Genomic DNA, 25,505 nt, shown 5'->3' on the forward strand with positions numbered 1-25,505 from the left:
CTGAGCGGGCGTCATATGACGCCCGCGCACTATCTGATTTTGGAGTATGAGCATGCCTAAGTTACGTTCCGCTACCACCACACATGGCCGCAATATGGCCGGTGCCCGTGCCCTCTGGCGCGCCACTGGAATGACCGACGACGATTTCGGTAAGCCAATCATTGCGGTAGTTAACTCCTTTACCCAGTTCGTACCGGGCCACGTTCACCTGCGCGACATGGGGAAACTGGTCGCTGAGCAGATTGAAGCGTCCGGCGGCGTGGCAAAAGAGTTCAACACCATTGCGGTGGATGATGGGATCGCGATGGGGCATGGCGGCATGCTGTACTCCCTGCCGTCGCGTGAATTGATTGCAGACTCGGTTGAGTACATGGTGAATGCGCACTGTGCCGATGCGATGGTCTGTATCTCCAACTGCGACAAAATCACCCCGGGGATGCTGATGGCTTCCCTGCGTTTGAATATCCCCGTGATCTTCGTTTCTGGCGGCCCGATGGAAGCCGGTAAAACCAAGCTCTCTGACAAAATCATCAAGCTGGATTTGGTTGATGCGATGATCCAGGGCGCAAACCCGAACGTCAGCGATGCCGACAGCGAGCAGATCGAACGCTCCGCGTGCCCGACCTGTGGCTCCTGTTCCGGTATGTTTACCGCCAACTCGATGAACTGCCTGACCGAAGCGCTGGGCCTTTCCCAACCGGGTAACGGTTCACTGCTGGCGACTCACGCCGACCGTAAAGACCTGTTCCTGAATGCCGGTAAGCGCATTGTTGAACTGACCAAACGCTGGTATCAGCAGGATGATGAAAGCGCGCTGCCGCGTAACATCGCCAATAAAGCGGCTTTCGAGAACGCCATGACGTTGGATATCGCCATGGGCGGTTCCACCAACACCGTTCTGCACCTGCTGGCCGCTGCGCTGGAAGGTGATATCGACTTCAACATGTCAGACATTGACCGTCTGTCACGCAAAGTGCCACACCTGTGTAAAGTGGCGCCGAGCACCCCGAAATACCATATGGAAGACGTGCACCGCGCCGGTGGCGTATTCGGTATCCTCGGCGAATTAAGCCGTGCCGGCCTGATGGATCAAAGCGTCCGTAACGTGCTGGGTCTGACCCTGCAGGAAACGCTGGATCAGTACGACATCATGCTGACCAAAGATGAAGACGTGAAGAAAATGTTCCGTGCTGGCCCGGCCGGTATCCGCACCACGCAGGCGTTCTCTCAGGACTGCCGCTGGGAAACGCTGGATGACGATCGCAAAGAAGGCTGTATTCGTACGCGTGAATTCGCCTTCAGTCAGGACGGTGGTCTGGCCGTGCTGTACGGTAACCTCGCTGAAGATGGTTGCATCGTCAAAACGGCGGGCGTGGAAAAAGAGAGCCACACCTTCCGTGGTCCGGCCAAAGTTTACGAAAGCCAGGATGATGCCGTTGCGGCGATCCTGGGCGGCAAAGTGGTTGCCGGTGACGTGGTTGTAATCCGTTACGAAGGGCCTAAAGGCGGACCGGGCATGCAGGAAATGCTTTACCCGACCACCTATCTGAAATCGATGGGCCTCGGTAAAAGCTGTGCGCTGATCACCGATGGACGCTTCTCCGGCGGTACTTCCGGGCTGTCAATCGGCCATGCTTCACCAGAAGCGGCCAGCGGCGGAACCATTGCGCTGGTGAGAGACGGCGACATCATTGATATCGATATTCCTAATCGCGGCATCAAGGTTGATGTGCCAGATAACGTGCTGCATGCCCGTCGCGAAGAAGAAGAAGCCCGCGGTAGCGAGGCCTACACGCCACATGGTCGTGTGCGTGAAGTTTCCTATGCCCTGCGCGCTTATGCCTTACTGGCAACCAGTGCGGACAAGGGCGCTGTGCGTGACAAGAGCAAGCTGGGAGGCTAACAACGATGGCTGAGTCTCAACCGTTACCCGACGAGCCATGCGGCGCGGAGTATCTGCGGGCGGTTCTCCGTTCGCCGGTCTACGAAGTGGCGCAGGTGACCCCGTTGCAGAAGATGGAGAAGATCTCTTCCCGTCTGGGCAACACCATTTTGGTCAAGCGTGAAGATCGTCAGCCGGTGCACAGCTTCAAGCTGCGCGGAGCTTACGCGATGATCGCAACGTTGAATGAAGAGCAGAAAGCGCGCGGGGTGATTACCGCCTCCGCCGGCAATCATGCTCAGGGCGTGGCGTTATCGGCATCAAAGTTAGGGATTGCTTCCCTGATTGTGATGCCAGTGACTACCGCAGATATCAAAGTGGATGCGGTGCGGGCGTTTGGCGGTGAGGCTTACCTGTTTGGTGCCAACTTTGACGAAGCGAAAGCCAAGGCCATCGAACTGGCGGAGCAGAAGGGCTACACCTTTGTGCCGCCATTCGATCACCCGATGGTGATCGCCGGACAGGGTACGCTGGCGATGGAGCTGCTTCAGCAGGATGCGCATCTTGACCGCGTGTTCGTGCCCGTTGGCGGCGGCGGTCTGGCAGCAGGTGTTGCCGTGCTGATTAAACAGCTGATGCCGCAGATCAAAGTGATCGCGGTGGAAGCAGAAGATTCGGCCTGTCTGAAGGCGGCGCTCGACGCGGGTCATCCTGTCGATCTGGCCCGCGTTGGGGGCTTTGCTGAAGGTGTGGCGGTCAAACGCATCGGCAATGAAACCTTCCGTCTGTGCCAGGAGTATCTCGACGACATCATCACCGTCGACAGCGATGCGATATGTGCGGCGATGAAGGATTTATTTGAGGATGTCCGCGCCGTTGCCGAGCCTTCCGGGGCGCTGGCACTGGCCGGCATGAAAAAGTATATCCAACAGCACCAGATCAAAGGGGAACGTCTGGCACACGTGCTCTCCGGCGCAAACGTCAACTTCCATGGCCTGCGGTATGTCTCGGAGCGTTGTGAGTTGGGTGAACAGCGCGAGGCATTGCTGGCGGTCACCATTCCGGAGCAGAAAGGCAGCTTCCTGAAGTTTTGCCAACTGCTTGGCGGCCGTTCGGTCACCGAGTTTAACTATCGCTATGCGAATGCCGATAACGCCTGCATTTTTGTTGGCGTGCGGCTGACGCGTGGGCTTGAAGAGCGCAGCGAAATCCTGCAACTGTTGCAAGAGGGCGGCTATAAAGTTGTCGACCTGTCCGACGATGAAATGGCCAAGCTGCACGTGCGTTATATGGTCGGCGGACGCCCTTCAAAACCGCTGCGTGAGCGGTTATTCAGCTTTGAGTTCCCTGAAGCGCCGGGCGCATTACTGCGCTTCCTGCAAACGCTGGGCACACACTGGAATATTTCGTTGTTCCATTATCGTAGCCACGGCACTGACTATGGTCGGGTGCTGGCAGGCTTTGAGCTCAGCGACAGCGAGCCCCAGTTTGAAGAGCATCTGGCCGAGCTGGGCTATGATTTCCATGATGAAAGTAACAACCCGGCCTTCAGCTTCTTCCTCGCAGGCTAGTTACATCAGTGCCCAAAACGCATCGATAAGCGGCTCATTGAGCCGCTTTTTTTGTACGCAAACGCCCAGTTCGAACGGTGCGACCATCTCCACATTATCCAGCTCAAGAATACGATTGCGCACGGACTCCGGGCTGTTCTCCAGCACCACATCCGGCAGCAAAGCAATGCCACAGCCCAGCGCAACCATCGACACAATCGCTTCGTGACCGGCCACCGTGGCGTAAATCAACGGGTTAGGAATGCGGCGGCGGCGGAACCATAAATCAATACGCTGCCGGGCAGGACCCTGATCGGGCAAAATAAACGGGATCTCTGACCAGTCCGGCTCAGGTTCTGTGGCCTGAGTCCGGACCGGGCAGGGCAACGCCGGGGCAATCAACACCAGCGGGATCAGCCCAATCGGCGTAAAGCCAATACTGGCCGGCAGCGTTTCCGGCCGTCCTGCAATGGCAATATCAGCCTCTGTGCTCTGCACTTTCTCCACCGCGTCCGCGGCATCCCCGGTTGTCAGCTTAATTTCTACCAGCGGATGTTCAGCACGGAAGCGATCCAGAATCGGTGGCAAGTGGCTGTACGCCGCGGTCACGGAACAAAAAAGGCGCAGCTCACCGCTGAGTGATGGGCCATTCTGCCCAATGGAATGCAGCAGATGTTGATACTGCAACAGCGTATGCTGGGCGAACTGGCGCAGCTGCTCACCTGCATCGGTCAGGGTGACCGTACGGTTATCCCGCAGGAACAAAGCCTGGCCGAGGTCTTCTTCCAGCCGCTGAATTTGTCGGGATAAGGTGGAAGGACTGACGTGCATCGCCCTTGCGCTGCGGCCAAAATGCCGGCTTTCGGCCAGATGAAGGAACAGTTTCAGATCACGTAAGTCCATATAATTCAGGCCTCAATTTCACGTTGCAGTTTTTGCAATGTCACGTTGTTAATATATCAATTTAAGCAATGCATTTCCTGTCATATGATAAGGTTTATACAGGGTAAGCGCGAAAGGCGTTCCCTCCTTATTAAAAGACCCAAACAACCCTATACGGAGTTTCCATGGCTAACTATTTCAACACTTTGAACCTGCGCAACCAGTTGGCGCAATTAGGTAAATGCCGCTTCATGTCCCGTGAAGAATTTGCTGATGAAGCAAGCTACCTGAAAGGCAAAAAAGTCGTCATCGTTGGTTGTGGTGCTCAGGGCCTGAACCAGGGTCTGAACATGCGTGACTCCGGTCTGGATATTGCTTACGCCCTGCGTGCAGAAGCGATTGCTGAGAAGCGTGCTTCATGGCGTAAAGCGACCGAAAACGGCTTCAAAGTGGGAACCTACGAAGAGCTGATCCCGCAGGCCGACCTGGTGGTTAACCTGACGCCAGACAAGCAGCACACCTCTGTTGTTCAGGCTGTTCAGCCGCTGATGAAAGATGGCGCGGCGCTGGGTTACTCACACGGCTTCAACATCGTTGAAGTGGGCGAGCAGGTTCGTAAAGACATTACTGTAGTGATGGTTGCGCCGAAATGTCCGGGCACTGAAGTCCGTGAAGAGTACAAGCGTGGTTTCGGTGTTCCAACGCTGATTGCGGTTCACCCGGAAAACGATCCGAAAGGCGAAGGCATGGCGATTGCTAAAGCCTGGGCCGCTGCAACAGGTGGTCACCGTGCCGGTGTTCTGGAATCTTCCTTCGTTGCTGAAGTGAAATCTGACCTGATGGGCGAGCAGACAATTCTGTGCGGTATGCTGCAGGCGGGTTCACTGCTGTGCTTCGACAAGCTGGTGGCAGAAGGGACTGACCCGGCCTATGCCGAGAAACTGATTCAGTTCGGTTGGGAAACCGTGACCGAAGCGCTGAAGCAGGGCGGCATCACGCTGATGATGGATCGTCTGTCTAACCCAGCGAAAGTGCGTGCTTACGCGCTGTCTGAGCAGCTGAAAACCATCATGGCGCCACTGTTCCAGAAGCACATGGATGACATCATCTCCGGTGAATTCTCTTCCGGCATGATGGCTGACTGGGCGAACGACGATAAGAAACTGCTGGGCTGGCGTGAAGAGACCGGTAAAACGGCCTTCGAAACGGCTTCACAGTTCGAAGGTAAAATTGCAGAGCAGACGTACTTTGATGAAGGCGTGGTGATGATCGCGATGGTCAAAGCAGGCGTTGAGCTGGCATTTGAAACCATGGTTGATGCCGGCATTATCGAAGAGTCAGCTTACTATGAATCTCTGCACGAGCTGCCGTTGATCGCGAACACCATCGCGCGTAAGCGTCTGTATGAAATGAACGTGGTGATCTCTGACACGGCGGAATACGGTAACTATCTGTTCTCTTACGCGGCAGTTCCGCTGCTGAAAGAGTTTATGACTACCCTGCAGGCCGGCGATCTGGGCAAATCACAGGCGACCTCTACCGCCATCGACAACGCTCAGCTGCGTGATGTTAACGAAGCCATTCGTCACCATCCAATCGAAGCCGTTGGTAGTAAACTGCGTGGCTACATGACTGACATGAAGCGTATTGCCGTTGCCGGTTAATGCCTGACTGACGGGCTGGTTTCACTGGCCCGAAAGCAAAAAAAAGAGCGGAATCCGCTCTTTTTTTTCGTCTGTCATCCGGCAATCAGTTGCGGTACAACACCTTGATGATGTGGTAACCGAACTGGGTATGCAGAGGACCATAGGGCACGATAAGTGGGCAGGAGAACACCACTTTATCAAACGCCGGCACCATTGCGCCCTGTTTGAACTCGCCTAAATGGCCGCCTTTTTTGCCCGATGGGCAGGTGGAATGCTTCTTGGCCAGCTTTTCAAAGTCTGCGCCTTTTTCCAGCTCAGCCAGAATATCCTGAGCCAGTTTTTCTTCCTTAACAAGGATATGGAGTGCTGCTGCGGTTTTTGCCATGATCGTACCTTGAGTCGTATGGATGCTGCTGGCTATACTACCACGCTGAATTTCTCTTTCCTTCTGTCTTTTCATCGAGCGACTTTCCTATGCGTCTGAATCCTGGCCAACAACATGCCGTCGAATTTGTTACCGGGCCCTGCCTGGTGCTGGCGGGTGCGGGGTCGGGCAAAACACGCGTGATCACCAATAAAATCGCCCATCTGATCCGTGAATGCGGCTATCAGGCGCGCCATATTGCCGCGGTAACCTTTACCAACAAGGCCTCGCGCGAGATGAAAGAGCGTGTGGCGCAAACGCTCGGGCGCAAAGAAGCGCGTGGGCTGATGATTTCCACCTTCCACACCCTGGGGCTGGAGATCATCAAGCGCGAGTATGCCGCGTTGGGTATGAAGTCGAACTTTTCGCTATTTGACGATCAGGATCAGCTGGCTTTGCTGAAGGATCTGACCGAAGAGTGGCTGGAAAATGACAAGACCTTGCTGCAACAGCTGATCTCCACGATCTCCAACTGGAAGAACGATCTGATGGATCCCTCCCGTGCGGCGGCGGGTGCCGTGTCGGAGCGGGATAAGCTTTTCGCCCACTGTTATGGCCTGTACGACAAGCATCTGAAGTCCTGCAACGTGCTCGACTTTGATGATTTGATTTTGCTGCCGACCCTGCTTTTCCAGCGCAATCAGGAAGTGCTGGAGCGCTGGCAACAGCGCATCCGTTACCTGCTGGTGGATGAATATCAGGATACCAACACCAGCCAGTATGAACTGGTGAAGCTGCTGGTGGGCGCACGCGCGCGTTTTACCGTGGTAGGGGATGACGATCAGTCGATCTACTCCTGGCGCGGCGCGCGGCCGCAAAACCTGGTGCTGCTAAACGAGGATTTCCCGGCGTTGCAGGTCATCAAGCTGGAACAGAATTACCGCTCCACCGAGCGCATCCTGAAAGCCGCCAATATTCTGATTGCCAACAATCCGCATGTGTTTGAGAAACGCCTTTTCTCCGAACTGGGTTATGGCGCAGAGCTGAAAGTCGTCACCGCCAACAACGAAGATCATGAGGCGGAGCGGACGATTGGTGAATTGATTGCCCATCACTTTATCAATAAGACCCAGTACAAGGATTACGCGATCCTCTATCGTGGCAACCATCAGTCGCGCGTATTCGAAAAAATGCTGATGCAGAACCGCATTCCTTACCGCATCTCCGGGGGAACCTCTTTCTTCTCCCGACCGGAGATCAAGGATCTGCTGGCGTATCTGCGCGTGCTGACCAATCCCAATGATGACAGCGCATTTATGCGCATTGTGAATACGCCCCGGCGTGAAATTGGCTCGGCGACGTTGCAGAAGCTGGGTGAGTGGGCGATGCAGCGCAACAAGAGTTTGTTTACCGCCAGCTTCGATATGGGGCTTGAGCAGACGTTGTCAGGACGTGGGCTGGAATCGCTACAGCGCTTCACGTTCTGGCTGCAGGAAGTCGCACAGCTGGCTGAACGTGAGCCGGTCGCCGCTGTTCGCGATCTAATCCGCGGTATCGACTATGAAAGCTGGCTGTTTGAAACCTCTGCCAGCCCAAAAGCGGCCGAAATGCGGATGAAAAACGTCAATACGCTGTTCCAGTGGATGACAGAAATGCTGGAGGGCAGCGATATCGATGAGGCGATGACGCTGACGCAGGTTGTCACCCGGTTTACGCTGCGCGATATGATGGAGCGCGGCGAAAGCGAGGAAGATATGGATCAGGTTCAGTTAATGACGCTGCATGCGTCGAAAGGCCTGGAATTCCCCTACGTCTACCTGGTTGGGATGGAAGAAGGGCTGTTGCCACATCAAAGCAGCATCGATGAGAACAACGTTGAAGAAGAGCGTCGGCTGGCCTACGTGGGCATCACCCGCGCGCGTAAAGAGCTGACCTTCACCTTGTGCCGCGAGCGTCGGCAATATGGCGAGACCATCCGCCCGGAACCGAGTCGTTTTCTGATGGAGCTACCACAGGATGATTTGAAGTGGGAATCCGAGCGTAAGATTGTCAGCGCCGAAGAGCGGATGCAGACCGGACAAAGCCGCGTCGCCAATCTGAAAGCGATGCTCGATAAGGCGAAAGGGAAGTAGAATCACTGAACGGTTAAAAATGAAAAAGGGGCTGAATCAGCCCCTTTTTACTGCCTGTCTGTCAGCCGATGGTCAGCGGCCAGTGAACATAGCTCTGCCAGTGGCATTCTTGCTCCAGCAGCTCCGCACGAAGCGGATGCGCTTCCAACCAGCCTGCGGGCAGCGTCACATGCAACGCATCGTCATCGGCATGAAGCCGAACCGCAGGTAGCGTATCGTCACGTCGACGGCTGGAGAAAATGATCGCCAGACGCAGCAAACGACAGAGTCGTTCAGCCATTCGCGGAGGGATGGCATTTTGCTGGCTTAGTACCGCCAGATCGATACTGTTGACCTGATTTTGCAGCAAGGTTGCCAGCAGTTTTTTCTGTGCGGGAGTAAAGCCGGGAAGGTCGAGATGGCGGATCAGATAGGCAGCGTGTTGCGGAGCCTGTTTGAAATCGACGCTCAGACCGATTTCGTGCATCAGGCAGGCACTGTCCAGCAGCTCCCGACATCGATCGTCCAGTTTCCAGCTGTGGCTGACCTGGCGGGCGAAACTTTCTGCCAGATTGCGCACGCGGTCGGCTTGCTCGGCATCAATAGTGAAACGACGCTGGATATTTTTCAGCGTGCGGCTGCGAATATCACGATCGATCGGCAAATGAAGCATGCCATAAACCAGGCCTTCACGCAGTGCACCGCCCGCCAGCGTCATGCTGTGGATATTCAGCTCGGTGAAAATAGCGATCAGAATCGACAGACCGCTTGGAAATACCAGCGCGCGCTCCAGCGTCAGCCCTTCGATCTCCAGCTCTTCCAGCTTGCCGCACTGAATCGCCCGCTGCTTCAACTGCTGCAGCTTGCTCAGGGTGATGCGTTCATCCATGCCCTGCGCCATCATAATTTCCTGCAACGCCTGTACGGTGCCAGAAGCCCCCACACAGACCTGCCAGCCGTGCTCACGTAGCTCAGCAGCAATCGGGCGGATCATCGCACGAGCGGCAAGTTCTGCCTGTTCAAAATTGGCTTTCGCCAGATGACGATCGCCAAAATAGCGCTCAAGCCAGGTGACACATCCCATCGACAGGCTGAAAAGGGAGGTGGTTTGCGAACCGCTTCCGGTTACCAGCTCCGTACTGCCGCCGCCAATGTCCACCACCAGGCGCTTATCGGATCCGCCGGTGGTATGCGCAACGCCCTGATAGATCAGGCGTGCTTCTTCCTCGCCGCTGATGACATTCACCGGGCAGCCAAGAATGTGTTGGGCGGTTTGCAGGAAGGTGCCGGCATTCGACGCCAGCCGCAGCGTGGCGGTGGCGACGACGCGAATTTGCTCAGCAGGAATGTCCTGCAACTGCTCTGAGAACAGCCGCAGACACTGCCAGCCGCGCTCCATCGCTTCATCGGAAAGATGGTTTTCGCTATCGAGGCCGGCGGCCAGACGCACTTTGCGCTTGATGCGCGCTACGGTCTGGATATTTCCAGCCACCTCGCGCACCACCAACATATGAAAACTGTTCGATCCCAGATCGATAGCAGCATAAAGTGATGACGCGCTCAGCATGGCTGTTTTAACCTGAACGTTTACGGTTATTGTTGCGTGGTGCACTGCTGCGGCGATTGTTGTTGCCGCCACGACGTGGACCATTGCCAGAACGATGACGTGTTAAACGCTTCGGTGGCGGCAGTTCAGTCATCAGCGCATCACTGTTATAGCGGCTCACGGTAATGCTGTGGCCAATATACTCTTCGATAGCAGGCAGATTCAGCGCGTACTCTTCACACGCCAGGCTGATAGAATGTCCATTGGCGCCAGCGCGTCCGGTACGACCAATACGGTGCACGTAGTCTTCACGGTCATCCGGCAGGTCATAGTTGAACACGTGGGTTACCGCAGGGATATGCAGGCCACGCGCGGCAACGTCGGTGGCGACCAGGATATCAACATCACCTTTAGTGAAGTCATCCAAAATACGCAGACGTTTCTTCTGTGCCACATCGCCGGTCAACAGCCCAACACGGTGTCCATCTGCTGCCAGGTGGCCCCAGACATCTTCACAACGGTGCTTGGTGTTCGCGAAGATAATGGCACGATCTGGCCACTCTTCTTCCAGCAAGGTTTGCAGCAGGCGCATCTTCTCTTCATTAGAAGGATAGAAAAGTTCTTCTTTGATGCGGTGGCCGGTTTTCTGCTCGGGTTCCACTTCCACATATTCCGCGTTGTTCATGTTTTCGAACGCCAGTTCGCGAACACGGAAAGAGAGGGTCGCGGAGAACAGCATGTTCAGACGCTGATTTGCCGCAGGCATCCGGCGGAACAGCCAACGAATATCTTTAATAAAGCCGAGATCGAACATGCGATCCGCTTCATCGAGCACAACCACCTGAATGGCGCCGAGGTTAACGTGATTTTGCTTGGTATAGTCAATCAGTCGGCCCGTGGTGCCGATTAAAATATCGACACCGCTTTCCAGCACTTTCAGCTGCTTATCGTAGCCGTCACCGCCATAAGCAAGCCCAAGCTTGAGACCGGTTGCCTGCGTCAGCGGTTCAGCATCGGCATGGATCTGTACGGCTAATTCGCGCGTAGGGGCCAGGATCAGCGCACGTGGCTGATTCACCTGACGGCCTTCTGGCGCAGGGTTAGAAAGAAGATGATGGAACGTTGACGTCAGGAACGCCATCGTTTTTCCGGTACCGGTTTGCGCCTGTCCCGCTACATCACGCCCTGAGAGCGTGAAAGGCAATGCCAGCGCCTGAATCGGCGTGCAGTTATGAAAGCCTTTAGTTTCAAGGGCTTCAATCACCTGAGGGTGCAGGGCGAAGTCGGAAAACTTCTGTTCGGTTAAGTGTGTTTTGCTCATAGTGTGGTAGAATATCAGCTTACTATTGCTTTACGAAAGCGTATCCGGTGAAATAAAGTCAACCTAAGTTGGCAGATTTTACGCCAACCAGCCAGGCATAATCTTTTGGAGTAAGACATGAGCAGCGATAAAATTGTTCACCTGACCGACGACAGCTTCGATTCCGACGTATTAAAAGCAGAAGGTTTGACGCTGGTCGACTTCTGGGCAGAGTGGTGTGGTCCTTGTAAAATGATCGCCCCAATCCTCGATGAAGTCGCCGAAGAGTACGACGGCAAGCTGACAATCGCGAAACTGAATATCGACGATAACCCGGGCACCGCGCCTAAATACGGTATTCGTGGTATTCCTACTTTGCTGCTGTTCAAAAACGGCGAAGTCGCGGCGACGAAAGTTGGCGCCCTTTCTAAAGGCCAGCTCAAAGAGTTCCTTAACGCGAACCTGGGCTAACAGCCTGTCCGGCGCCTGGTCTGAGGGGGTTTATTTGCCCTCAGTCAGGTGCCCGGCATATTTTTAGTCAGCTGCTAGACGTTTCACATCAGTCGTGCTAAGTTGTTTTTACTGCACTACGAACTTACCTGTAGTTTGAATCTTAGATTTATTCCTTGTTGAACGCCTAATCATCTTCTCCTTACGGGCATTCAGCAATCTGACGGTTAGCATCATCAGAATTTCCGGCGTCTTGTCCTTACCGTCTCCTCGTCTCAGATTTGCGTTTTCCTGCACGTGATCATCGAGCGGATCCTGACAAGAGTGCCATTAACAGGCATGGATTTTTCGCCATACCACTTACGACAATCATTCCGAGATTTACCCCGAGTTTAAGAACCCACCATTATGAATCTTACCGAATTAAAAAATACGCCGGTTTCTGACCTGATTACACTCGGCGAAAACATGGGGCTTGAAAACCAGGCCCGTATGCGCAAACAGGACATTATCTTCTCCATCCTGAAGCAGCATGCAAAAAGCGGCGAAGACATCTTCGGCGACGGCGTACTGGAAATTTTGCAGGATGGCTTCGGATTCCTCCGTTCTGGAGACAGTTCCTACCTCGCCGGTCCTGATGATATCTACGTTTCCCCTAGCCAAATCCGCCGCTTCAACCTCCGCACTGGTGACACCATTTCCGGCAAGATCCGCCCGCCGAAAGAAGGTGAGCGTTATTTCGCCCTGCTGAAAGTTAATGAAGTTAACTACGACAAACCTGAAAACGCCCGCAACAAAATCCTGTTCGAAAACTTAACCCCGCTGCACGCAAACTCTCGTCTGCGCATGGAACGTGGTAACGGTTCGACCGAGGATTTGACCGCTCGCGTACTGGACCTGGCCTCGCCAATTGGTCGTGGTCAGCGTGGTCTGATCGTTGCACCACCAAAAGCCGGTAAAACCATGCTGCTGCAGAACATCGCCACCAGCATCGCTTACAACCACCCAGACTGCGTACTGATGGTACTGCTGATTGACGAGCGTCCGGAAGAAGTGACCGAGATGCAGCGTCTGGTGAAAGGCGAAGTGATTGCATCTACCTTCGATGAGCCAGCATCACGCCACGTGCAGGTTGCCGAAATGGTTATCGAGAAGGCCAAGCGCCTGGTTGAGCACAAGAAAGACGTGATCATCCTGCTGGACTCCATTACCCGTCTGGCGCGTGCCTACAACACCGTTGTTCCTGCTTCAGGTAAAGTCCTGACCGGTGGTGTTGATGCTAACGCCCTGCACCGTCCAAAGCGTTTCTTCGGTGCTGCACGTAACGTAGAAGAGGGCGGAAGCCTGACAATCATCGCCACCGCACTGGTTGATACCGGTTCGAAGATGGACGAAGTGATCTACGAAGAATTTAAAGGTACAGGCAACATGGAACTGCATCTGGCGCGTAAAATCGCTGAGAAGCGTGTGTTCCCTGCTATCGATTACAACCGTTCAGGTACGCGTAAAGAAGAGCTGCTTACCAGCTCGGAAGAACTGCAGAAGATGTGGATCCTGCGCAAAATCATCCATCCAATGGGTGAAATTGACGCGATGGAGTTCCTCATCAACAAGTTGGCAATGACCAAAACCAACGATGAGTTCTTCGACATGATGAAACGCTCTTAAGGCGACTCATCGGGCTGTAACGTTCAGGTTCAGCCAGGCTGAACCTGCTCTTTCTGGCCTTTTCGTGTGGATCGGGCTGTTCGCGACAGCAAAAAAATAAGAAAACTCGGGGAACGCCACGCTCAGACGTGGCGTTTTTCGTTTATGGGCTATACGATATTCAGCAACTGGAGAATTAAACCAAAAGGTGCGGTTAGCAAAAAGGGACTTTAAGCCGTTTTATGCTCATCACGCACAACAGAAATCAGAATTAAACGGATGTTAATGGCACATAAAATGCTTATAACACTGCGAGATTCTTTGCAGAGAGCTGGTTAATGTGAATTTACTCAATATGAGTACTGAGCTTGCTTTAATATTTGTCTTTTCGATGGTTTTCCTCTTTTTTGCCCGTAAAGCAGCTAAAAAGGTTGGTCTGGTAGACAAGCCTAACTACCGTAAGCGCCACCAGGGTGTGGTTCCTTTGGTGGGCGGCATCTCTGTTTTTGCCGGGACCTGCTTTGGCTTTGCCATCACTAACTTCTATATTCCCCACGCTTTGCTCTATCTTTGCTGCGCTGGCATGTTGGTCCTTATCGGTGCCCTCGACGACCGGTGGGATATCAGCGTCAAAATTCGTGCTATCGTCCAGGCCATTGTTGCCGTGCTGATGATGAGTATGGGCAAGCTTTACTTGCTCAGCCTGGGATACATCTTTGGTCCCTGGGAACTGATTGTCGGCCCCTTTGGTTATGTCCTTACCCTGTTTGCCGTCTGGGCAGCAATCAACGCCTTTAATATGGTGGATGGCATAGACGGACTGTTGGGTGGGCTGTCCTGCGTCACTTTCCTCGCGATGGGCATCATCCTGTTACTGGATGGTCAGCAGAGCCTGGCGATGTGGTGCTTCATTATGATTGTCGCCATCGTGCCCTATATCTTGTTGAACCTGGGCGTGTTTGGTCGCCGCTATAAAGTGTTTATGGGCGATGCGGGAAGTACGCTGATTGGTTTTACCATCATCTGGATCCTGCTCGAGGCAACACAGGGTCAGTATCACCCGATCACCCCGGTCACTGCACTCTGGCTGATTGCTATCCCGTTGATGGACATGGTTGCTATTATGTACCGCCGCCTGAGTAAAGGGATGAGCCCGTTCTCCGCCGATCGGCAGCATATTCACCACCTGATTATGCGTGCCGGGTTCACCTCCAGGCAGGCGTGTTTCCTGATTACGCTGGCGGCAGCGTTGCTGGCTGCGGTGGGCGTGTTGGGCGAGTCGCTGAGTTTTATCCCTGACTGGGCGATGCTGGTGCTGTTCCTGATGGCCTTTATGCTTTACGGCTACTGCATCAAGCGGGCATGGCGGGTGGCCAGAATGATCAAACGCTTCAAAAGACGCTTACGGCAGACACAGTAAAGCGCTTATTACCTCTGAAAAGCTGACCCTGATAACAAGGAATATGAAGTATGACGCATCCTGACGTTACCCATAACGAGCTGGATATTCGCGGGCTTTGCTGCACGTTATGGCAGGGTAAAAAATGGATTGCGGGCGTGGCGCTGGTGTTTGTCCTGCTTGCCTGGATCGGGTCGCTGTTGGTGACGTCACAATGGAGTAGCACCGCGGTTACCGATCGTCCGACGGTCAATATGCTGAGCAGCTACTATTCGCAACAGCAATTCCTGAATAATCTGGATCTGCGCGCCAGTCAGTCTGCGGATACCCCTCCTTCGGTGATGGCTGAGGCCTACCAGGAGTTTGTGATGCAACTGTCTGCCTATGACACCCGTCGCGAATTCTGGCTGCAAACGGACTATTACAAGCAGCGGCAGCACGGCAACACCCGTGATGACGCAGTGTTGTTAGACGAGCTGATTGCCAACATTCAGTATCAGCCGGCGGATGCCGCTAAAAACCTCAATGATTCCGTGCGTCTGGTTGCTGAGACGTCGAAAGATGCCAATACGCTGTTACGCCAGTATGTGGCTTTCGCCAGCCAGCGTGCGGCCACGCACCTAAATGAAGAGCTGACCGGTGCCTGGGCAGCCAGAACCATCCAGATGAAAGCACAGGTTAAAAGGCAAGAAGCCGTCGCGAAAGCGATCTACGATCGTCAGGTGAACAGTGTTCAGCAGGCGTTGAAAATTGCCCAACAGCAGGGTTTTGAACAGGCCAAAACGGATACCCCTTCCGAACAGCTGCCCGATTCTGAACTGTTCCTGTTAGGTCGCCCGCTGCTGCAGGCCAGGCTGGAAAATCTGCAGGCGACCGGACCGGGTTACGATCTGGACTATGATCAAAACAAAGCCATGTTGTCGACGCTGAATGTCGGCCCAACATTGGTGACTACTTTCCAGACTTACCGCTATCTGCGTACACCGGAGGAGCCGGTGAAACGCGACAGCCCTCGTCGCCTGTTTTTGATGATTATGTGGGGCGCTGTGGGTGCCTTAATTGGGGCAGGGATTGCACTGGCACGTCGACCGCGCTAACCGCGGCTGGCCTGTTGTTATCAGACAGATGAACGAAAGAGAGTCACTGTGAAAGTATTAACAGTTTTTGGCACGCGCCCTGAAGCGATAAAAATGGCGCCGCTGGTCCATGCGCTGGCGCAGGATAGCGAGATTGACGCTCGCCTGTGCGTCACCGCACAGCATCGTGAGATGCTGGATCAGGTGCTGCAACTGTTCGCCATCATTCCGGATTATGATCTGAATATCATGAGTCCGGGGCAGGGGCTGACTGAAATCACCAGCCGGATTCTGGAAGGATTAAAGGCTGTTTTCGATGAATTCAAACCGGATGTGGTGCTGGTCCATGGCGATACCACCACGACCTTTGCTGCCAGCCTGGCGGCATTCTATCACCGCATCCCCGTTGGCCACGTTGAGGCCGGTCTGCGCACCGGCGACCTCTATTCTCCGTGGCCGGAAGAAGCTAACCGCACGCTGACCGGTCACCTTGCCACCTGGCATTTCACCCCGACGGAAAATGCCCGTCAGAACCTGCTGAAAGAAAACCTGCGCAGTGACCGGATGTTTGTCACCGGCAACTCGGTAATTGATGCGCTGTTCTGGGTAAGAGATCGGGTATTGGGTGATACAGGACTACGGGAAGGCCTGGCTTCGCGCTATCCGTTCCTTGATTCAGACAAAAAAATGATTCTGGTCACTGGCCACCGACGCGAGAGTTTTGGTGGCGGTTTTGAACGCATTTGTAGCGCGCTGGCTGAAATTGCCCGCCTGCATCCTGATGTTCAGATTGTTTATCCTGTTCACCTGAATCCCAACGTCAGCGAGCCGGTAAACCGCATCCTGAGCGGCATCGACAATATCTTCCTGATTGAACCTCAGGAGTACCTGCCTTTTGTCTGGCTGATGGTGCGTTCCTGGCTAATCCTGACGGATTCCGGCGGTATTCAGGAAGAAGCGCCGTCATTGGGTAAACCGGTGCTGGTGATGCGCGAAACCACCGAGCGGCCAGAAGCGGTTGCGGCGGGAACGGTCAAGCTGGTGGGCACAGACGTACAGAAGATAGTCGGTGAGGCCACGCGCCTGCTGACGGATGAAGACGCTTATCAATCCATGAGCCGTGCCCATAACCCTTATGGTGACGGCCTGGCCTGCGAACGTATTGTGCAGGCACTAAAAAATAATCGGGTTACGTTATGATTTTCAATACCATTTCCATTATCGGCCTGGGCTACATTGGCCTGCCAACCGCAGCGGCATTTGCCTCACGCCAGAAGAAGGTCATTGGCATCGACATCAATGCGCATGCCGTTGAGACGATCAATCGCGGTGAGATCCATATCGTTGAGCCAGACCTCGACCGGGTTGTGAAGACCGCCGTTGAACAAGGTTACCTGCGCGCGGCCACCCAACCCGAAGAGGCCGATGCCTTTCTGATTGCCGTCCCAACACCGTTTAAAGACGATCATCAGCCCGATCTCAGCTGGGTGAAAGCGGCCGCTGAATCCATCGCGCCGGTGTTGAAGAAAGGGGATTTAGTGATCCTCGAATCGACCTCACCGGTGGGTGCCACCGAGCAAATGGCGGCCTGGCTGGCGACAGCACGTGAAGACCTGAGCTTCCCGCAACAGGTTGGTGAAGCGGCCGATGTGCATATTGCCTATTGTCCTGAGCGTGTTCTGCCGGGCAAGGTGATGGTCGAACTGTTCAAAAACGATCGGGTGATTGGCGGGATGACGCCTGCCTGCTCGCAACTTGCCTGTGACCTGTACAATATCTTTCTTGAAGGTGAGTGCGTGGTCACCAACTCCCGCACTGCCGAGATGTGTAAGCTGACCGAAAACAGCTTCCGGGATGTCAATATCGCCTTTGCCAACGAGCTGTCGTTGATTTGTGCCGATCAGGGGATCAACGTCTGGGAACTGATAAGCCTGGCGAACCGTCATCCGCGGGTGAATATCCTGCAGCCCGGCCCTGGCGTTGGCGGCCACTGCATCGCCGTCGATCCCTGGTTTATCGTGGCGCAAAACCCGGTACAGGCGCGATTGATCCGCACCGCGCGTGAAGTGAATGACAGCAAACCGCTGTGGGTCCTTGAGCAGGTAAAAAAGGCATTAGCCGAGAGTCTGACCACCAGCGACAAGCGCGCCAGTGAGCTGACGATTGCCTGCTTTGGCCTGGCGTTTAAACCGGATATTGACGATCTGCGTGAAAGCCCGGCGATGCACGTGGCTGAAATGATCGCGGACTGGCATTCCGGCACCACGTTAGTGGTGGAACCGAACATTCACCAGCTTCCGGAGAAACTGGCCGGTAAAGCTGAACTGGTTGGGGTGCATCATGCCCTGAAGCAGGCTGACGTGTTGGTGATGCTGGTCGATCACGCGCAGTTCAAAGCGATGGATGCGACACAAATCCACGCTCATCAGAGAGTGGATACCAAAGGAGTCTGGCAATGAGTGCCAGCAGCCAGCCTGCGCTTATGCCATCGGTAGCCCTCAACCCGCTGAGTTGGGAAAATACCTTCTTTGGCGTGAACAGTGGCTTGCTCTCATTTGAGGCGAATGGGTCGCCATTAACTGACGCGCTGTTTGCCGGCTACGATCTCGTTCAGGCGAAGGTGCTGTCGCAGCAGACCGCCGAGCTGGACGCGCTCAGCGCGCTGGGTTTTAAGCTGGTGGAAGGGGAAGCCGACTTTGTGCTGGGCATTGCCTCTGCAAGCCGCCCTGAAGGGATCCGGATTGCCAGAAAAGAGCATATTCCTGCCTTACGCGAAGCGGCAAGCGGCGCGTTTGCGCAAAGTCGCTTCCGTGCGCCCTGGTATCAGCCCGGTGACAGCGGCCGTTTCTATGCTCAGTGGATTGAAAACGCGGTGCTTGGCACCTTTGATCATCAATGCCTGCTTGCTATCAATGAGCAGGGCGATCTGCAGGGGTTTATCTCCCTACGTGAACTGTCGGATGGCAGTGCGCGCATCGGGCTGCTGGCGACGTTACCGGAAGCTCAGGGATTAGGAGTGGGACAGCGCATGATCGAAGCGGCGTCCGACTGGTGTCGCGCGCGACGCCTGACTCGTCTGCATGTGGCAACTCAACTGGGCAACTTACCCGCGCTCAGACTCTATCATCGCTGTGGGGGTGTTATAGAACGCACCGCTTACTGGCTCTACAGGTAACATTATGATCCCATTTAACGCACCACCGATCGTGGGAACCGAACTCGACTACATGAAATCGGCGATGGGAAGCGGCAAGCTGTGCGGCGACGGTGGATTTACCCGACGCTGCCAGCAGTGGATGGAAAATAAGTTCGGCAGCAAAAAAGTGCTGCTGACCCCATCCTGCACGGCCTCTCTGGAAATGGCCGCGATCCTGATCGATATCCAGCCTGGCGATGAAGTGATCATGCCAAGCTATACCTTCGTCTCAACGGCTAACGCCTTTGTGCTGCGCGGCGCGACTATCGTGTTCGTCGATATCCGCCCGGATACGCTGAACATGGATGAGACGCTGATTGAAGCGGCGATTACCGACAAAACCAAAGCCATTGTTCCGGTTCATTACGCCGGCGTCTCCTGTGATATGGACGTGATTATGGCGCTGGCAGCCAAACACCATCTGTTTGTGATTGAAGACGCCGCACAGGGCGTGATGTCCACCTGGAAAGGCAAAGCGCTGGGGACAATTGGTCATATCGGCTGCTTCAGCTTCCACGAAACCAAGAATTACACGGCAGGCGGTGAAGGCGGCGCGACGTTAATTAACGATCCGGCTTTGGTTGAGCGCGCTGAAATCATCAGAGAGAAGGGCACGAACCGCAGCCAGTTTTTCCGTGGGCAAGTGGATAAGTATACCTGGCGCGATATTGGTTCCAGCTACCTGATGGCCGATTTGCAGGCGGCTTATCTGTGGGCCCAACTGGAAGCCGCGTCGGCGATTAACGCGCAGCGCCTGCGCTTGTGGCAGAACTACTACAGCGCGCTGCAGCCGATTGCGGCCAGCGGCCGGATTACCCTGCCCACCATCCCGTCGACCTGTCAGCATAACGCGCACATGTTTTACATCAAGCTGCATGATATTGACGACCGCACGGCGCTGATTAACTGGCTGAAGGAAGCCGAAATCCTGGCCGTCTTCCACTATATTCCGCTGCACTCTTCACCTGCCGGTCAGCGCTTTGGCCGCTTCCACGGCGAAGATCGCTACACCCAGTCCGAGAGTGAACGACTGCTGCGTATGCCGCTGTTTTATAACCTCACTGATAATAATCAGCAGACGGTGATTAACTCCCTGCTGAGCTATTTTTCCTGATATGTCGCTGGCTAAAGCGTCGGTGTGGACGGCAGCGTCCACGCTGGTAAAAATTGCGGCCGGTCTGCTGGTGGTCAAAATGCTGGCGGTGTCATTTGGCCCGTCAGGCGTTGGTCAGGCAGGCAACTTCCGTCAGCTGATTACCGTGCTTGGCGTGCTGGCCGGGGCGGGTATTTTTAACGGTGTGACCAAATATGTTGCCGAATATCAGCAAAACCCAGCGCAACTTCAGGCGGTAACGGGCACCGCCTCGGCGATGGTGCTGGGCTTCTCCACTCTCCTGGCCATCGTATTTTTGCTGTTTGCCGGACCGATTAGCGTCGGCTTATTTGGCCACAGTGATTACCAGAACGTGGTGCGTATTGTCGCCTTCCTGCAGGCAGGCATTGCCTGGGCCAATCTGGCGCTGGCGGTAGTGAAAGGCTTCCGCGATGCGAAGGGCAATGCGCTGGCGCTGATCCTGGGTAGCCTGATTGGCGTAATGGCCTGGTTTGTCTGTTACTGGATCGGCGGCTATAGCGGGGCGCTGGTGGGCATGGCGATGGTTCCTGCGCTGGTGGTGGTGCCTGCGGCGTTGTTACTTGCAAAGCGTGATCATCTGCCGATGCGATTTTTCAAACCTCGCTGGGATGGGGCGATTGCCCGCAATCTGAGTAAGTTCACCCTGATGGCGCTGATGACCTCCATCACCTTGCCGGTGGCATGGATCATGATGCGAAATCTGCTGGCCGACCATAACGGCTGGGAGCAGGTAGGTCTCTGGCAAGGGGTGACCAGCATTTCAGATGCCTATCTGCAATTTATCACCGCCTCATTCAGCGTCTATTTGCTGCCAACGCTGTCGCGTCTGACCAGCAAAAAAGAGATCTCCCGGGAAATCCTGCGCTCGCTGAGTTTTGTACTGCCCGCGGTGATGGGAGTCAGCCTGATGGTATGGCTGTTGCGGGACGTGGCTATCTGGCTGCTGTTCTCCAGTCAGTTTACCGGCATGCGGGATCTCTTTATCTGGCAGCTGACCGGCGATGTCTTTAAAGTAGGCTCCTACGTTTTTGGTTATCTGGTGATCGCCAAAGCTTCATTGCGCTTTTATGCCCTGACCGAGATCAGCCAGTTCATTCTACTGACGCTGTTCGCGCGCTGGCTGATCCCGCTGCACGGGGCTACCGGCGCGGCACAAGCCTATATGGCGACGTATATGGTCTATTTTGCGCTCTGCGCTGGCACCTTTATTCTTTATCGTAGAAAAGTATGACAACATTGATTCACGTTCTCGGCTCTGCCATTCCACACCATAATCAAACCGTGCTGCGCTTTTTTAACGACAGCGTGGCCGACGCCGTGCCGCGTGCGGAACCTCGTCAGTTTTGGGTGGTTGGGGAGCCTGCCGCCACGGATTACAGCCGGCTGGCGATCCGCTGGTTTGCCAACAAACGCGCCATTGCCGATGCGGTCGTCGCGCTTGCACAGGCAGACAGACAAACCCATTTCTTTTTCCACGGACAGTTCAATCCCACGCTGTGGCTGGCGATCCTGTTCGGTAAGATTAAACCGGCGCAGGTTTACTGGCATATCTGGGGCGCAGATCTCTACGAACAGGCCGGTGGCCTCAAATTTCGCCTGTTCTACTTCCTGCGGCGCCTGGCGCAAAAAAGGGTCGGTCAGGTTTTTGCCACGCGTGGCGACATTAACTATTTCCAGCAACGCTATCCCGATGTCCCAGCGGCACTGCTCTATTTTCCGACCCGAATGGCTCAGGTGGCGTTGCCTGCCGCCGAACCGCAGCCAGAGATGACCTTGCTGGTAGGAAATTCTGGCGATGAAAGTAATCGCCATATTCAGGCGCTGCAGGAGATCCATCAGCAGTTTGGTCGTCAGGTTAATGTGGTGGTCCCGATGGGCTACCCGGAACACAATGACGCCTACATTCAGCGCGTGCGTGAAGCCGGGCTGGCACTTTTTGCGCCGGAAAGGTTACAGATCCTCACGGAAAAGCTCGAGTTCGCCACTTATTTACAGCTGATCTCGCGCTGCGACCTGGGGTATTTTATTTTTGAACGTCAGCAGGGCATTGGCACATTATGTTTGCTGATCCAGGCCAACGTGCCGTTTGTGGTTAACCGTAAAAACCCGTTCTGGCAGGATTTGACCGAGCAACAGGTGCCCGTGCTGTTTGCCGGCGATTCGCTGGATGCAAAGGTGGTTGGCGAAGCAAAACGGCAAATGTCCCTGTTGGATAAACCCGCGATTGCCTTTTTTGAGCCTGCTTATCTCGACGGCTGGAAAACGGCGCTGGCCCAGGCTGAAGGAGAGAAGGCATGACGCTGATGCAATTTGCTGGTCTGCTGGTGGTCTGGCTGCTGTCGCTGGGGCTGATCCTGACGCTGACCTGGAAGGAATTTCAACGGGTAAAGTTCAACTTCAACGTCTTCTTTTCACTGCTATTTTTGCTGACATTTTACTTCGGCTTCCCGCTGACCTGCATGTTGGTGTTCGGCTTCAACGTTGAGGTGGTTCCCCCTGAATTTCTGCTCGAGGCGCTGCTTTCCGCTACCGGGTTTTATGCCATTTACTATGTCAGCTATAAAACACGCCTGCGGCCAGCCTCGTCCCAACCCAGCCGGCAGTTTTTCACCATCAACCGGGTCGAAGCGCATTTAACCTGGGGCATTCTGGCGGCGATAGCGCTGGGCACGGTGGCGGTATTCTTCCTGCACAACGGCTTCCTGCTTTTTAAGCTGCACAGTTACAGCCAGATCTTTTCTGCCGAAGTGTCAGGCGTCGCGCTGAAGCGCTTTTTCTACTTCTTTATCCCGGCGATGCTGGTGGTCTATTTCCTCAAACCCGGATTCCGTAACTGGTTGTTTTTCCTGGTGGCGACCGTCGCCTTTGGTTTACTGACCTATGCGGTAGTGGGTGGGACGCGGGCAAATATCATCATCGCTTTTGCGCTGTTCCTGTTTATCGGCATTATTCGCGGCTGGATCTCCTTGTGGATGCTGGCGATGGCGGGTGTGTTCTCCGTGGTCGGGATGTTCTGGCTGGCGCTGCGCCGCTATAACCTCGATGTCAGTGGCTCTGAAGCGTTCTATACCTTCCTGTATCTGACGAGGGACACCTTCTCCCCATGGGAAAACCTCGGCCTGCTGCTGCAAAATTACGACAAAATTGATTTCCAGGGACTGGCACCGATTGTTCGTGATTTTTACGTGTTTATCCCCAGCTGGTTGTGGCCCGACCGGCCCTCCATCGTGTTAAACAGCGGCAATTATTTCACCTGGGAGGTGTTGGATAACCATTCCGGGCTGGCAATTTCGCCGACGCTGATAGGCTCTCTGGTGGTGATGGGAGGCGCGTGGTTTATCCCGCCGGGCGCGGTAGCCGTGGGGATGATCATTAAATGGTTCGACTGGCTCTATCAAAAGGGACAGCAGGAAACCAACCGCTACAAGGCTGCGATCCTACAAAGTTTCTGCTTTGGCGCGGTGTTTAATATGATTGTGCTGGCACGTGAAGGCCTGGACTCTTTCGCTTCGCGAGTGGTGTTCTTCTGCCTGATCTTTGTGGTGGCGGTGGTGTTGGCGAAACTGCTGTTCTGGCTGTTTGATGCGGCAGGTCTGATCCGCCCCCGTAAAATGCCGGTCGCGCTACATGACTAATTTTCTCAGGCCTGCGGGCCTGATTTGTTGCATTTGACCTGAAGGAACCGATTGTGGATTCAGTACCGCTATACCAAATCCGCGGCTTCACGCTGCTCGGTTTTCGCGATATGGCTGCGTTTCTTGACTATCTCTATCTGGGAAAAAACCTCAAGACCGGCACGCTGGTGGCGATTAATGCGGAGAAAGTCCTGACCGCCGAAAGCCAGCCGGCGATCCGCCAGCTGATCGACGAAGCGGAATTTAAGTACGCCGACGGCATCAGCATCGTGCGGTCCGTACGCAAAAAATATCCGCAGGCGGAAGTCTCCCGCATTGCCGGTGCCGATTTGTGGGAAGGATTAATGGAACGTGCCGGACGCGAAGGCACGCCGGTGTTTCTGATTGGCGGCAAGCCTCAGGTGCTGGTACAAACGGAAGATAAGCTGCGTCGTCAGTGGAATGTGAACATTGTCGGTTCGCAGGACGGTTATTTTGCGCCGGCAGACCGCGAAGCCTTGTTTGCCCGAATTGCCGCGAGCGGCGCGAAGATTGTTACCGTGGCGATGGGATCGCCGCGACAGGAAATTCTGATGCGCGACTGCAAGGCCGTCTGGCCAGAAGCCCTGTATATGGGCGTGGGTGGCACCTACGACGTCTTTACCGGTCATGTGAAGCGTGCGCCTAAGATCTGGCAGAAAATGGGCCTGGAGTGGCTCTACCGGCTTATTATGCAGCCATCACGTCTGCGCAGGCAGCTCAGGCTGCTGAAATATCTGAACTATCACTGGCGTGGCGATCTGTAGTTTTCGTATTTGTTTGTCGGCGGTTGGCTGAATGCTGAACGTTTTAGCCCGGAAATCGGGTGAAAACGTTCGCCATTTAGACAGAACGCACAAAGCGTAATCAAACAAGATATTTAGTGATAAAAAGCACTGGACAGGATCGGCTCAAATACGTAGTATGCCCATCCGCAACGGCGCTAAGCGCCCGTAGCTCAGCTGGATAGAGCGCTGCCCTCCGGAGGCAGAGGTCTCAGGTTCGAATCCTGTCGGGCGCACCATTAATTTAGTGCAGCAAGAGCTGCGGTGGTAGTTTTACCGCGTTAGGTAGTAAGCAGTAAGAAGTTCGGTAGTACAGCAGTAGATGTGGTGGCTATAGCTCAGTTGGTAGAGCCCTGGATTGTGATTCCAGTTGTCGTGGGTTCGAGTCCCATTAGCCACCCCAGATTTTGTCCGGTACGCGATGGTGGCGGAATTGGTAGACGCGCTAGCTTCAGGTGTTAGTGTTCTTACGGACGTGAGGGTTCAAGTCCCTCCCTTCGCACCAACAAAATCAGCAGTATTGTGAAGCAGTAAGCAGTATTCGGCGAGTAGCGCAGCTTGGTAGCGCAACTGGTTTGGGACCAGTGGGTCGGAGGTTCGAATCCTCTCTCGCCGACCACTTTCAAAGACTTGCCGAGGCAGGTTTTTTTGCTTAAGGTCCACGGATCTTAGCAGCAGTAAAAAGCAGTAATGAAGTGCCAGCAGTATTCGGCGAGTAGCGCAGCTTGGTAGCGCAACTGGTTTGGGACCAGTGGGTCGGAGGTTCGAATCCTCTCTCGCCGACCAATTTAGAAAAACCCCGCTTTGGCGGGGTTTTTTGCTTTCCGCCATTCGCTATCCGCAGCCCTGTCGTTTCTTCCCGTTTTTTGTCTCCGTTAAGAGA

The 25,505-nt window shown here is 54.7% G+C and carries 20 protein-coding genes and 5 tRNA genes; 21 read left to right on the top strand and 4 right to left on the bottom strand.

The features are described 5' to 3' along the window. The first annotated feature begins 52 nt into the window (after positions 1-52). Positions 53-1,903 carry a dihydroxy-acid dehydratase gene (ilvD, locus tag EBC_RS02355; protein ID WP_013200224.1) on the top strand — a complete coding sequence of 617 codons (1,851 nt, stop codon included), beginning with the start codon at positions 53-55 and terminating at the stop codon, positions 1,901-1,903. A gap of 5 nt (positions 1,904-1,908) precedes the next feature. Next, positions 1,909-3,453, top strand: coding sequence for a threonine ammonia-lyase, biosynthetic (ilvA, locus tag EBC_RS02360; RefSeq protein WP_013200225.1), 1,545 nt, complete (start codon positions 1,909-1,911; stop codon positions 3,451-3,453). On the opposite strand, the gene ilvY is transcribed toward ilvA, so the two are convergent. Beyond that, a complete protein-coding gene (gene ilvY, locus EBC_RS02365; RefSeq protein WP_013200226.1) occupies positions 3,454-4,335 on the bottom strand; it encodes an HTH-type transcriptional activator IlvY in 882 nt (293 codons plus the stop codon). A gap of 164 nt (positions 4,336-4,499) precedes the next feature. Between ilvY and ilvC the strand changes: the two genes are divergently transcribed. Beyond that, the gene (gene ilvC / locus EBC_RS02370) at positions 4,500-5,978 is read left to right on the top strand and encodes a ketol-acid reductoisomerase (RefSeq protein ID WP_013200227.1); all 1,479 of its coding nucleotides are present in this window, start codon (positions 4,500-4,502) and stop codon (positions 5,976-5,978) included. A gap of 85 nt (positions 5,979-6,063) precedes the next feature. Here ilvC and ppiC read toward each other — a convergent pair whose 3' ends face one another. Next, positions 6,064-6,345, bottom strand: coding sequence for a peptidylprolyl isomerase PpiC (ppiC, locus tag EBC_RS02375; protein WP_013200228.1), 282 nt, complete (start codon positions 6,343-6,345; stop codon positions 6,064-6,066). An 89-nt stretch (positions 6,346-6,434) separates the two neighbouring features. Here ppiC and rep point away from each other — a divergent pair, with 89 nt between their 5' ends. Then, the gene (gene rep / locus EBC_RS02380; RefSeq protein WP_013200229.1) at positions 6,435-8,456 is read left to right on the top strand and encodes a DNA helicase Rep; all 2,022 of its coding nucleotides are present in this window, start codon (positions 6,435-6,437) and stop codon (positions 8,454-8,456) included. Between the two features lie 61 nt (positions 8,457-8,517). Here the strand turns inward: rep and gppA are convergent, their stop codons facing one another. Further along, on the bottom strand, positions 8,518-10,002 hold the full coding sequence (gppA, locus tag EBC_RS02385; RefSeq protein ID WP_013200230.1) for a guanosine-5'-triphosphate,3'-diphosphate diphosphatase: 1,485 nt from the start codon (positions 10,000-10,002) through the stop codon (positions 8,518-8,520). Positions 10,003-10,009: 7 nt separating this feature from the next. Then, positions 10,010-11,302 carry an ATP-dependent RNA helicase RhlB gene (rhlB, locus tag EBC_RS02390; protein WP_013200231.1) on the bottom strand — a complete coding sequence of 431 codons (1,293 nt, stop codon included), beginning with the start codon at positions 11,300-11,302 and terminating at the stop codon, positions 10,010-10,012. 117 nt (positions 11,303-11,419) lie between these two features. On the opposite strand from rhlB, the gene trxA reads away from it, so the two are divergent. The 17 genes from trxA to EBC_RS02475 all read left to right on the top strand — a co-directional run bounded on the left by trxA (position 11,420) and on the right by EBC_RS02475 (position 25,408). After that, the gene (gene trxA / locus EBC_RS02395) at positions 11,420-11,752 is read left to right on the top strand and encodes a thioredoxin TrxA (protein WP_013200232.1); all 333 of its coding nucleotides are present in this window, start codon (positions 11,420-11,422) and stop codon (positions 11,750-11,752) included. 387 nt (positions 11,753-12,139) lie between these two features. Beyond that, the gene (gene rho, locus EBC_RS02400) at positions 12,140-13,399 is read left to right on the top strand and encodes a transcription termination factor Rho (RefSeq protein ID WP_013200233.1); all 1,260 of its coding nucleotides are present in this window, start codon (positions 12,140-12,142) and stop codon (positions 13,397-13,399) included. Positions 13,400-13,718: 319 nt separating this feature from the next. Continuing rightward, complete coding sequence (gene wecA, locus EBC_RS02405) at positions 13,719-14,798, top strand: UDP-N-acetylglucosamine--undecaprenyl-phosphate N-acetylglucosaminephosphotransferase (RefSeq protein WP_013200234.1); 1,080 nt, start codon at positions 13,719-13,721, stop codon at positions 14,796-14,798. Between the two features lie 50 nt (positions 14,799-14,848). Beyond that, positions 14,849-15,874, top strand: coding sequence for an ECA polysaccharide chain length modulation protein (gene wzzE / locus EBC_RS02410; protein ID WP_013200235.1), 1,026 nt, complete (start codon positions 14,849-14,851; stop codon positions 15,872-15,874). 48 nt (positions 15,875-15,922) lie between these two features. Next, the gene (gene wecB, locus EBC_RS02415; RefSeq protein ID WP_013200236.1) at positions 15,923-17,053 is read left to right on the top strand and encodes a non-hydrolyzing UDP-N-acetylglucosamine 2-epimerase; all 1,131 of its coding nucleotides are present in this window, start codon (positions 15,923-15,925) and stop codon (positions 17,051-17,053) included. After that, positions 17,050-18,312 (top strand): UDP-N-acetyl-D-mannosamine dehydrogenase, encoded by a 1,263-nt coding sequence (gene wecC, locus EBC_RS02420; RefSeq protein WP_013200237.1) that lies wholly within the window; start codon positions 17,050-17,052, stop codon positions 18,310-18,312. Before wecB ends, wecC begins: the two co-directional genes overlap by 4 nt. Beyond that, positions 18,309-19,028: a dTDP-4-amino-4,6-dideoxy-D-galactose acyltransferase gene (gene rffC, locus EBC_RS02425; RefSeq protein WP_013200238.1), complete on the top strand. Its 720-nt coding sequence runs from the start codon at positions 18,309-18,311 to the stop codon at positions 19,026-19,028. Before wecC ends, rffC begins: the two co-directional genes overlap by 4 nt. A gap of 4 nt (positions 19,029-19,032) precedes the next feature. After that, positions 19,033-20,163, top strand: coding sequence for a dTDP-4-amino-4,6-dideoxygalactose transaminase (gene rffA, locus EBC_RS02430; protein ID WP_013200239.1), 1,131 nt, complete (start codon positions 19,033-19,035; stop codon positions 20,161-20,163). A 1-nt stretch (position 20,164) separates the two neighbouring features. After that, positions 20,165-21,415, top strand: a complete 1,251-nt coding sequence (gene wzxE, locus EBC_RS02435; RefSeq protein WP_013200240.1) for a lipid III flippase WzxE — start codon at positions 20,165-20,167, stop codon at positions 21,413-21,415. Continuing rightward, positions 21,412-22,482: a TDP-N-acetylfucosamine:lipid II N-acetylfucosaminyltransferase gene (locus EBC_RS02440; RefSeq protein ID WP_013200241.1), complete on the top strand. Its 1,071-nt coding sequence runs from the start codon at positions 21,412-21,414 to the stop codon at positions 22,480-22,482. The genes wzxE and EBC_RS02440 overlap by 4 nt, the downstream gene beginning before the upstream one ends. Then, on the top strand, positions 22,479-23,819 hold the full coding sequence (gene wzyE, locus EBC_RS02445; protein ID WP_013200242.1) for an ECA oligosaccharide polymerase: 1,341 nt from the start codon (positions 22,479-22,481) through the stop codon (positions 23,817-23,819). The genes EBC_RS02440 and wzyE overlap by 4 nt, the downstream gene beginning before the upstream one ends. 53 nt (positions 23,820-23,872) lie before the next feature. Beyond that, positions 23,873-24,604 (top strand): lipopolysaccharide N-acetylmannosaminouronosyltransferase, encoded by a 732-nt coding sequence (gene wecG, locus EBC_RS02450; RefSeq protein ID WP_013200243.1) that lies wholly within the window; start codon positions 23,873-23,875, stop codon positions 24,602-24,604. Positions 24,605-24,784: 180 nt separating this feature from the next. Next, positions 24,785-24,861: transfer RNA gene (locus EBC_RS02455), tRNA-Arg, on the top strand. An 88-nt stretch (positions 24,862-24,949) separates the two neighbouring features. Beyond that, positions 24,950-25,025: transfer RNA gene (locus EBC_RS02460), tRNA-His, on the top strand. Between the two features lie 15 nt (positions 25,026-25,040). Further along, positions 25,041-25,127, top strand: a tRNA-Leu gene (locus tag EBC_RS02465). 37 nt (positions 25,128-25,164) lie between these two features. Then, positions 25,165-25,241, top strand: a tRNA-Pro gene (locus EBC_RS02470). A gap of 90 nt (positions 25,242-25,331) precedes the next feature. After that, positions 25,332-25,408, top strand: a tRNA-Pro gene (locus tag EBC_RS02475). The last annotated feature ends 97 nt before the right edge of the window (positions 25,409-25,505 follow it).

Origin of the sequence: Erwinia billingiae Eb661 (assembly GCF_000196615.1) — a bacterium.
Classification (GTDB): domain Bacteria; phylum Pseudomonadota; class Gammaproteobacteria; order Enterobacterales; family Enterobacteriaceae; genus Erwinia; species Erwinia billingiae.

Coding starts and splice junctions, on each gene's coding strand:
- ilvD (WP_013200224.1), top strand. CDS start 53: ATGCCTAAGTTACGTTCCGCTACCACCACACATGGCCGCAATATGGCC.
- ilvA (WP_013200225.1), top strand. CDS start 1,909: ATGGCTGAGTCTCAACCGTTACCCGACGAGCCATGCGGCGCGGAGTAT.
- ilvY (WP_013200226.1), bottom strand. CDS start 4,335: ATGGACTTACGTGATCTGAAACTGTTCCTTCATCTGGCCGAAAGCCGG.
- ilvC (WP_013200227.1), top strand. CDS start 4,500: ATGGCTAACTATTTCAACACTTTGAACCTGCGCAACCAGTTGGCGCAA.
- ppiC (WP_013200228.1), bottom strand. CDS start 6,345: ATGGCAAAAACCGCAGCAGCACTCCATATCCTTGTTAAGGAAGAAAAA.
- rep (WP_013200229.1), top strand. CDS start 6,435: ATGCGTCTGAATCCTGGCCAACAACATGCCGTCGAATTTGTTACCGGG.
- gppA (WP_013200230.1), bottom strand. CDS start 10,002: ATGCTGAGCGCGTCATCACTTTATGCTGCTATCGATCTGGGATCGAAC.
- rhlB (WP_013200231.1), bottom strand. CDS start 11,302: ATGAGCAAAACACACTTAACCGAACAGAAGTTTTCCGACTTCGCCCTG.
- trxA (WP_013200232.1), top strand. CDS start 11,420: ATGAGCAGCGATAAAATTGTTCACCTGACCGACGACAGCTTCGATTCC.
- rho (WP_013200233.1), top strand. CDS start 12,140: ATGAATCTTACCGAATTAAAAAATACGCCGGTTTCTGACCTGATTACA.
- wzzE (WP_013200235.1), top strand. CDS start 14,849: ATGACGCATCCTGACGTTACCCATAACGAGCTGGATATTCGCGGGCTT.
- wecC (WP_013200237.1), top strand. CDS start 17,050: ATGATTTTCAATACCATTTCCATTATCGGCCTGGGCTACATTGGCCTG.
- rffC (WP_013200238.1), top strand. CDS start 18,309: ATGAGTGCCAGCAGCCAGCCTGCGCTTATGCCATCGGTAGCCCTCAAC.
- rffA (WP_013200239.1), top strand. CDS start 19,033: ATGATCCCATTTAACGCACCACCGATCGTGGGAACCGAACTCGACTAC.
- wzxE (WP_013200240.1), top strand. CDS start 20,165: ATGTCGCTGGCTAAAGCGTCGGTGTGGACGGCAGCGTCCACGCTGGTA.
- EBC_RS02440 (WP_013200241.1), top strand. CDS start 21,412: ATGACAACATTGATTCACGTTCTCGGCTCTGCCATTCCACACCATAAT.
- wzyE (WP_013200242.1), top strand. CDS start 22,479: ATGACGCTGATGCAATTTGCTGGTCTGCTGGTGGTCTGGCTGCTGTCG.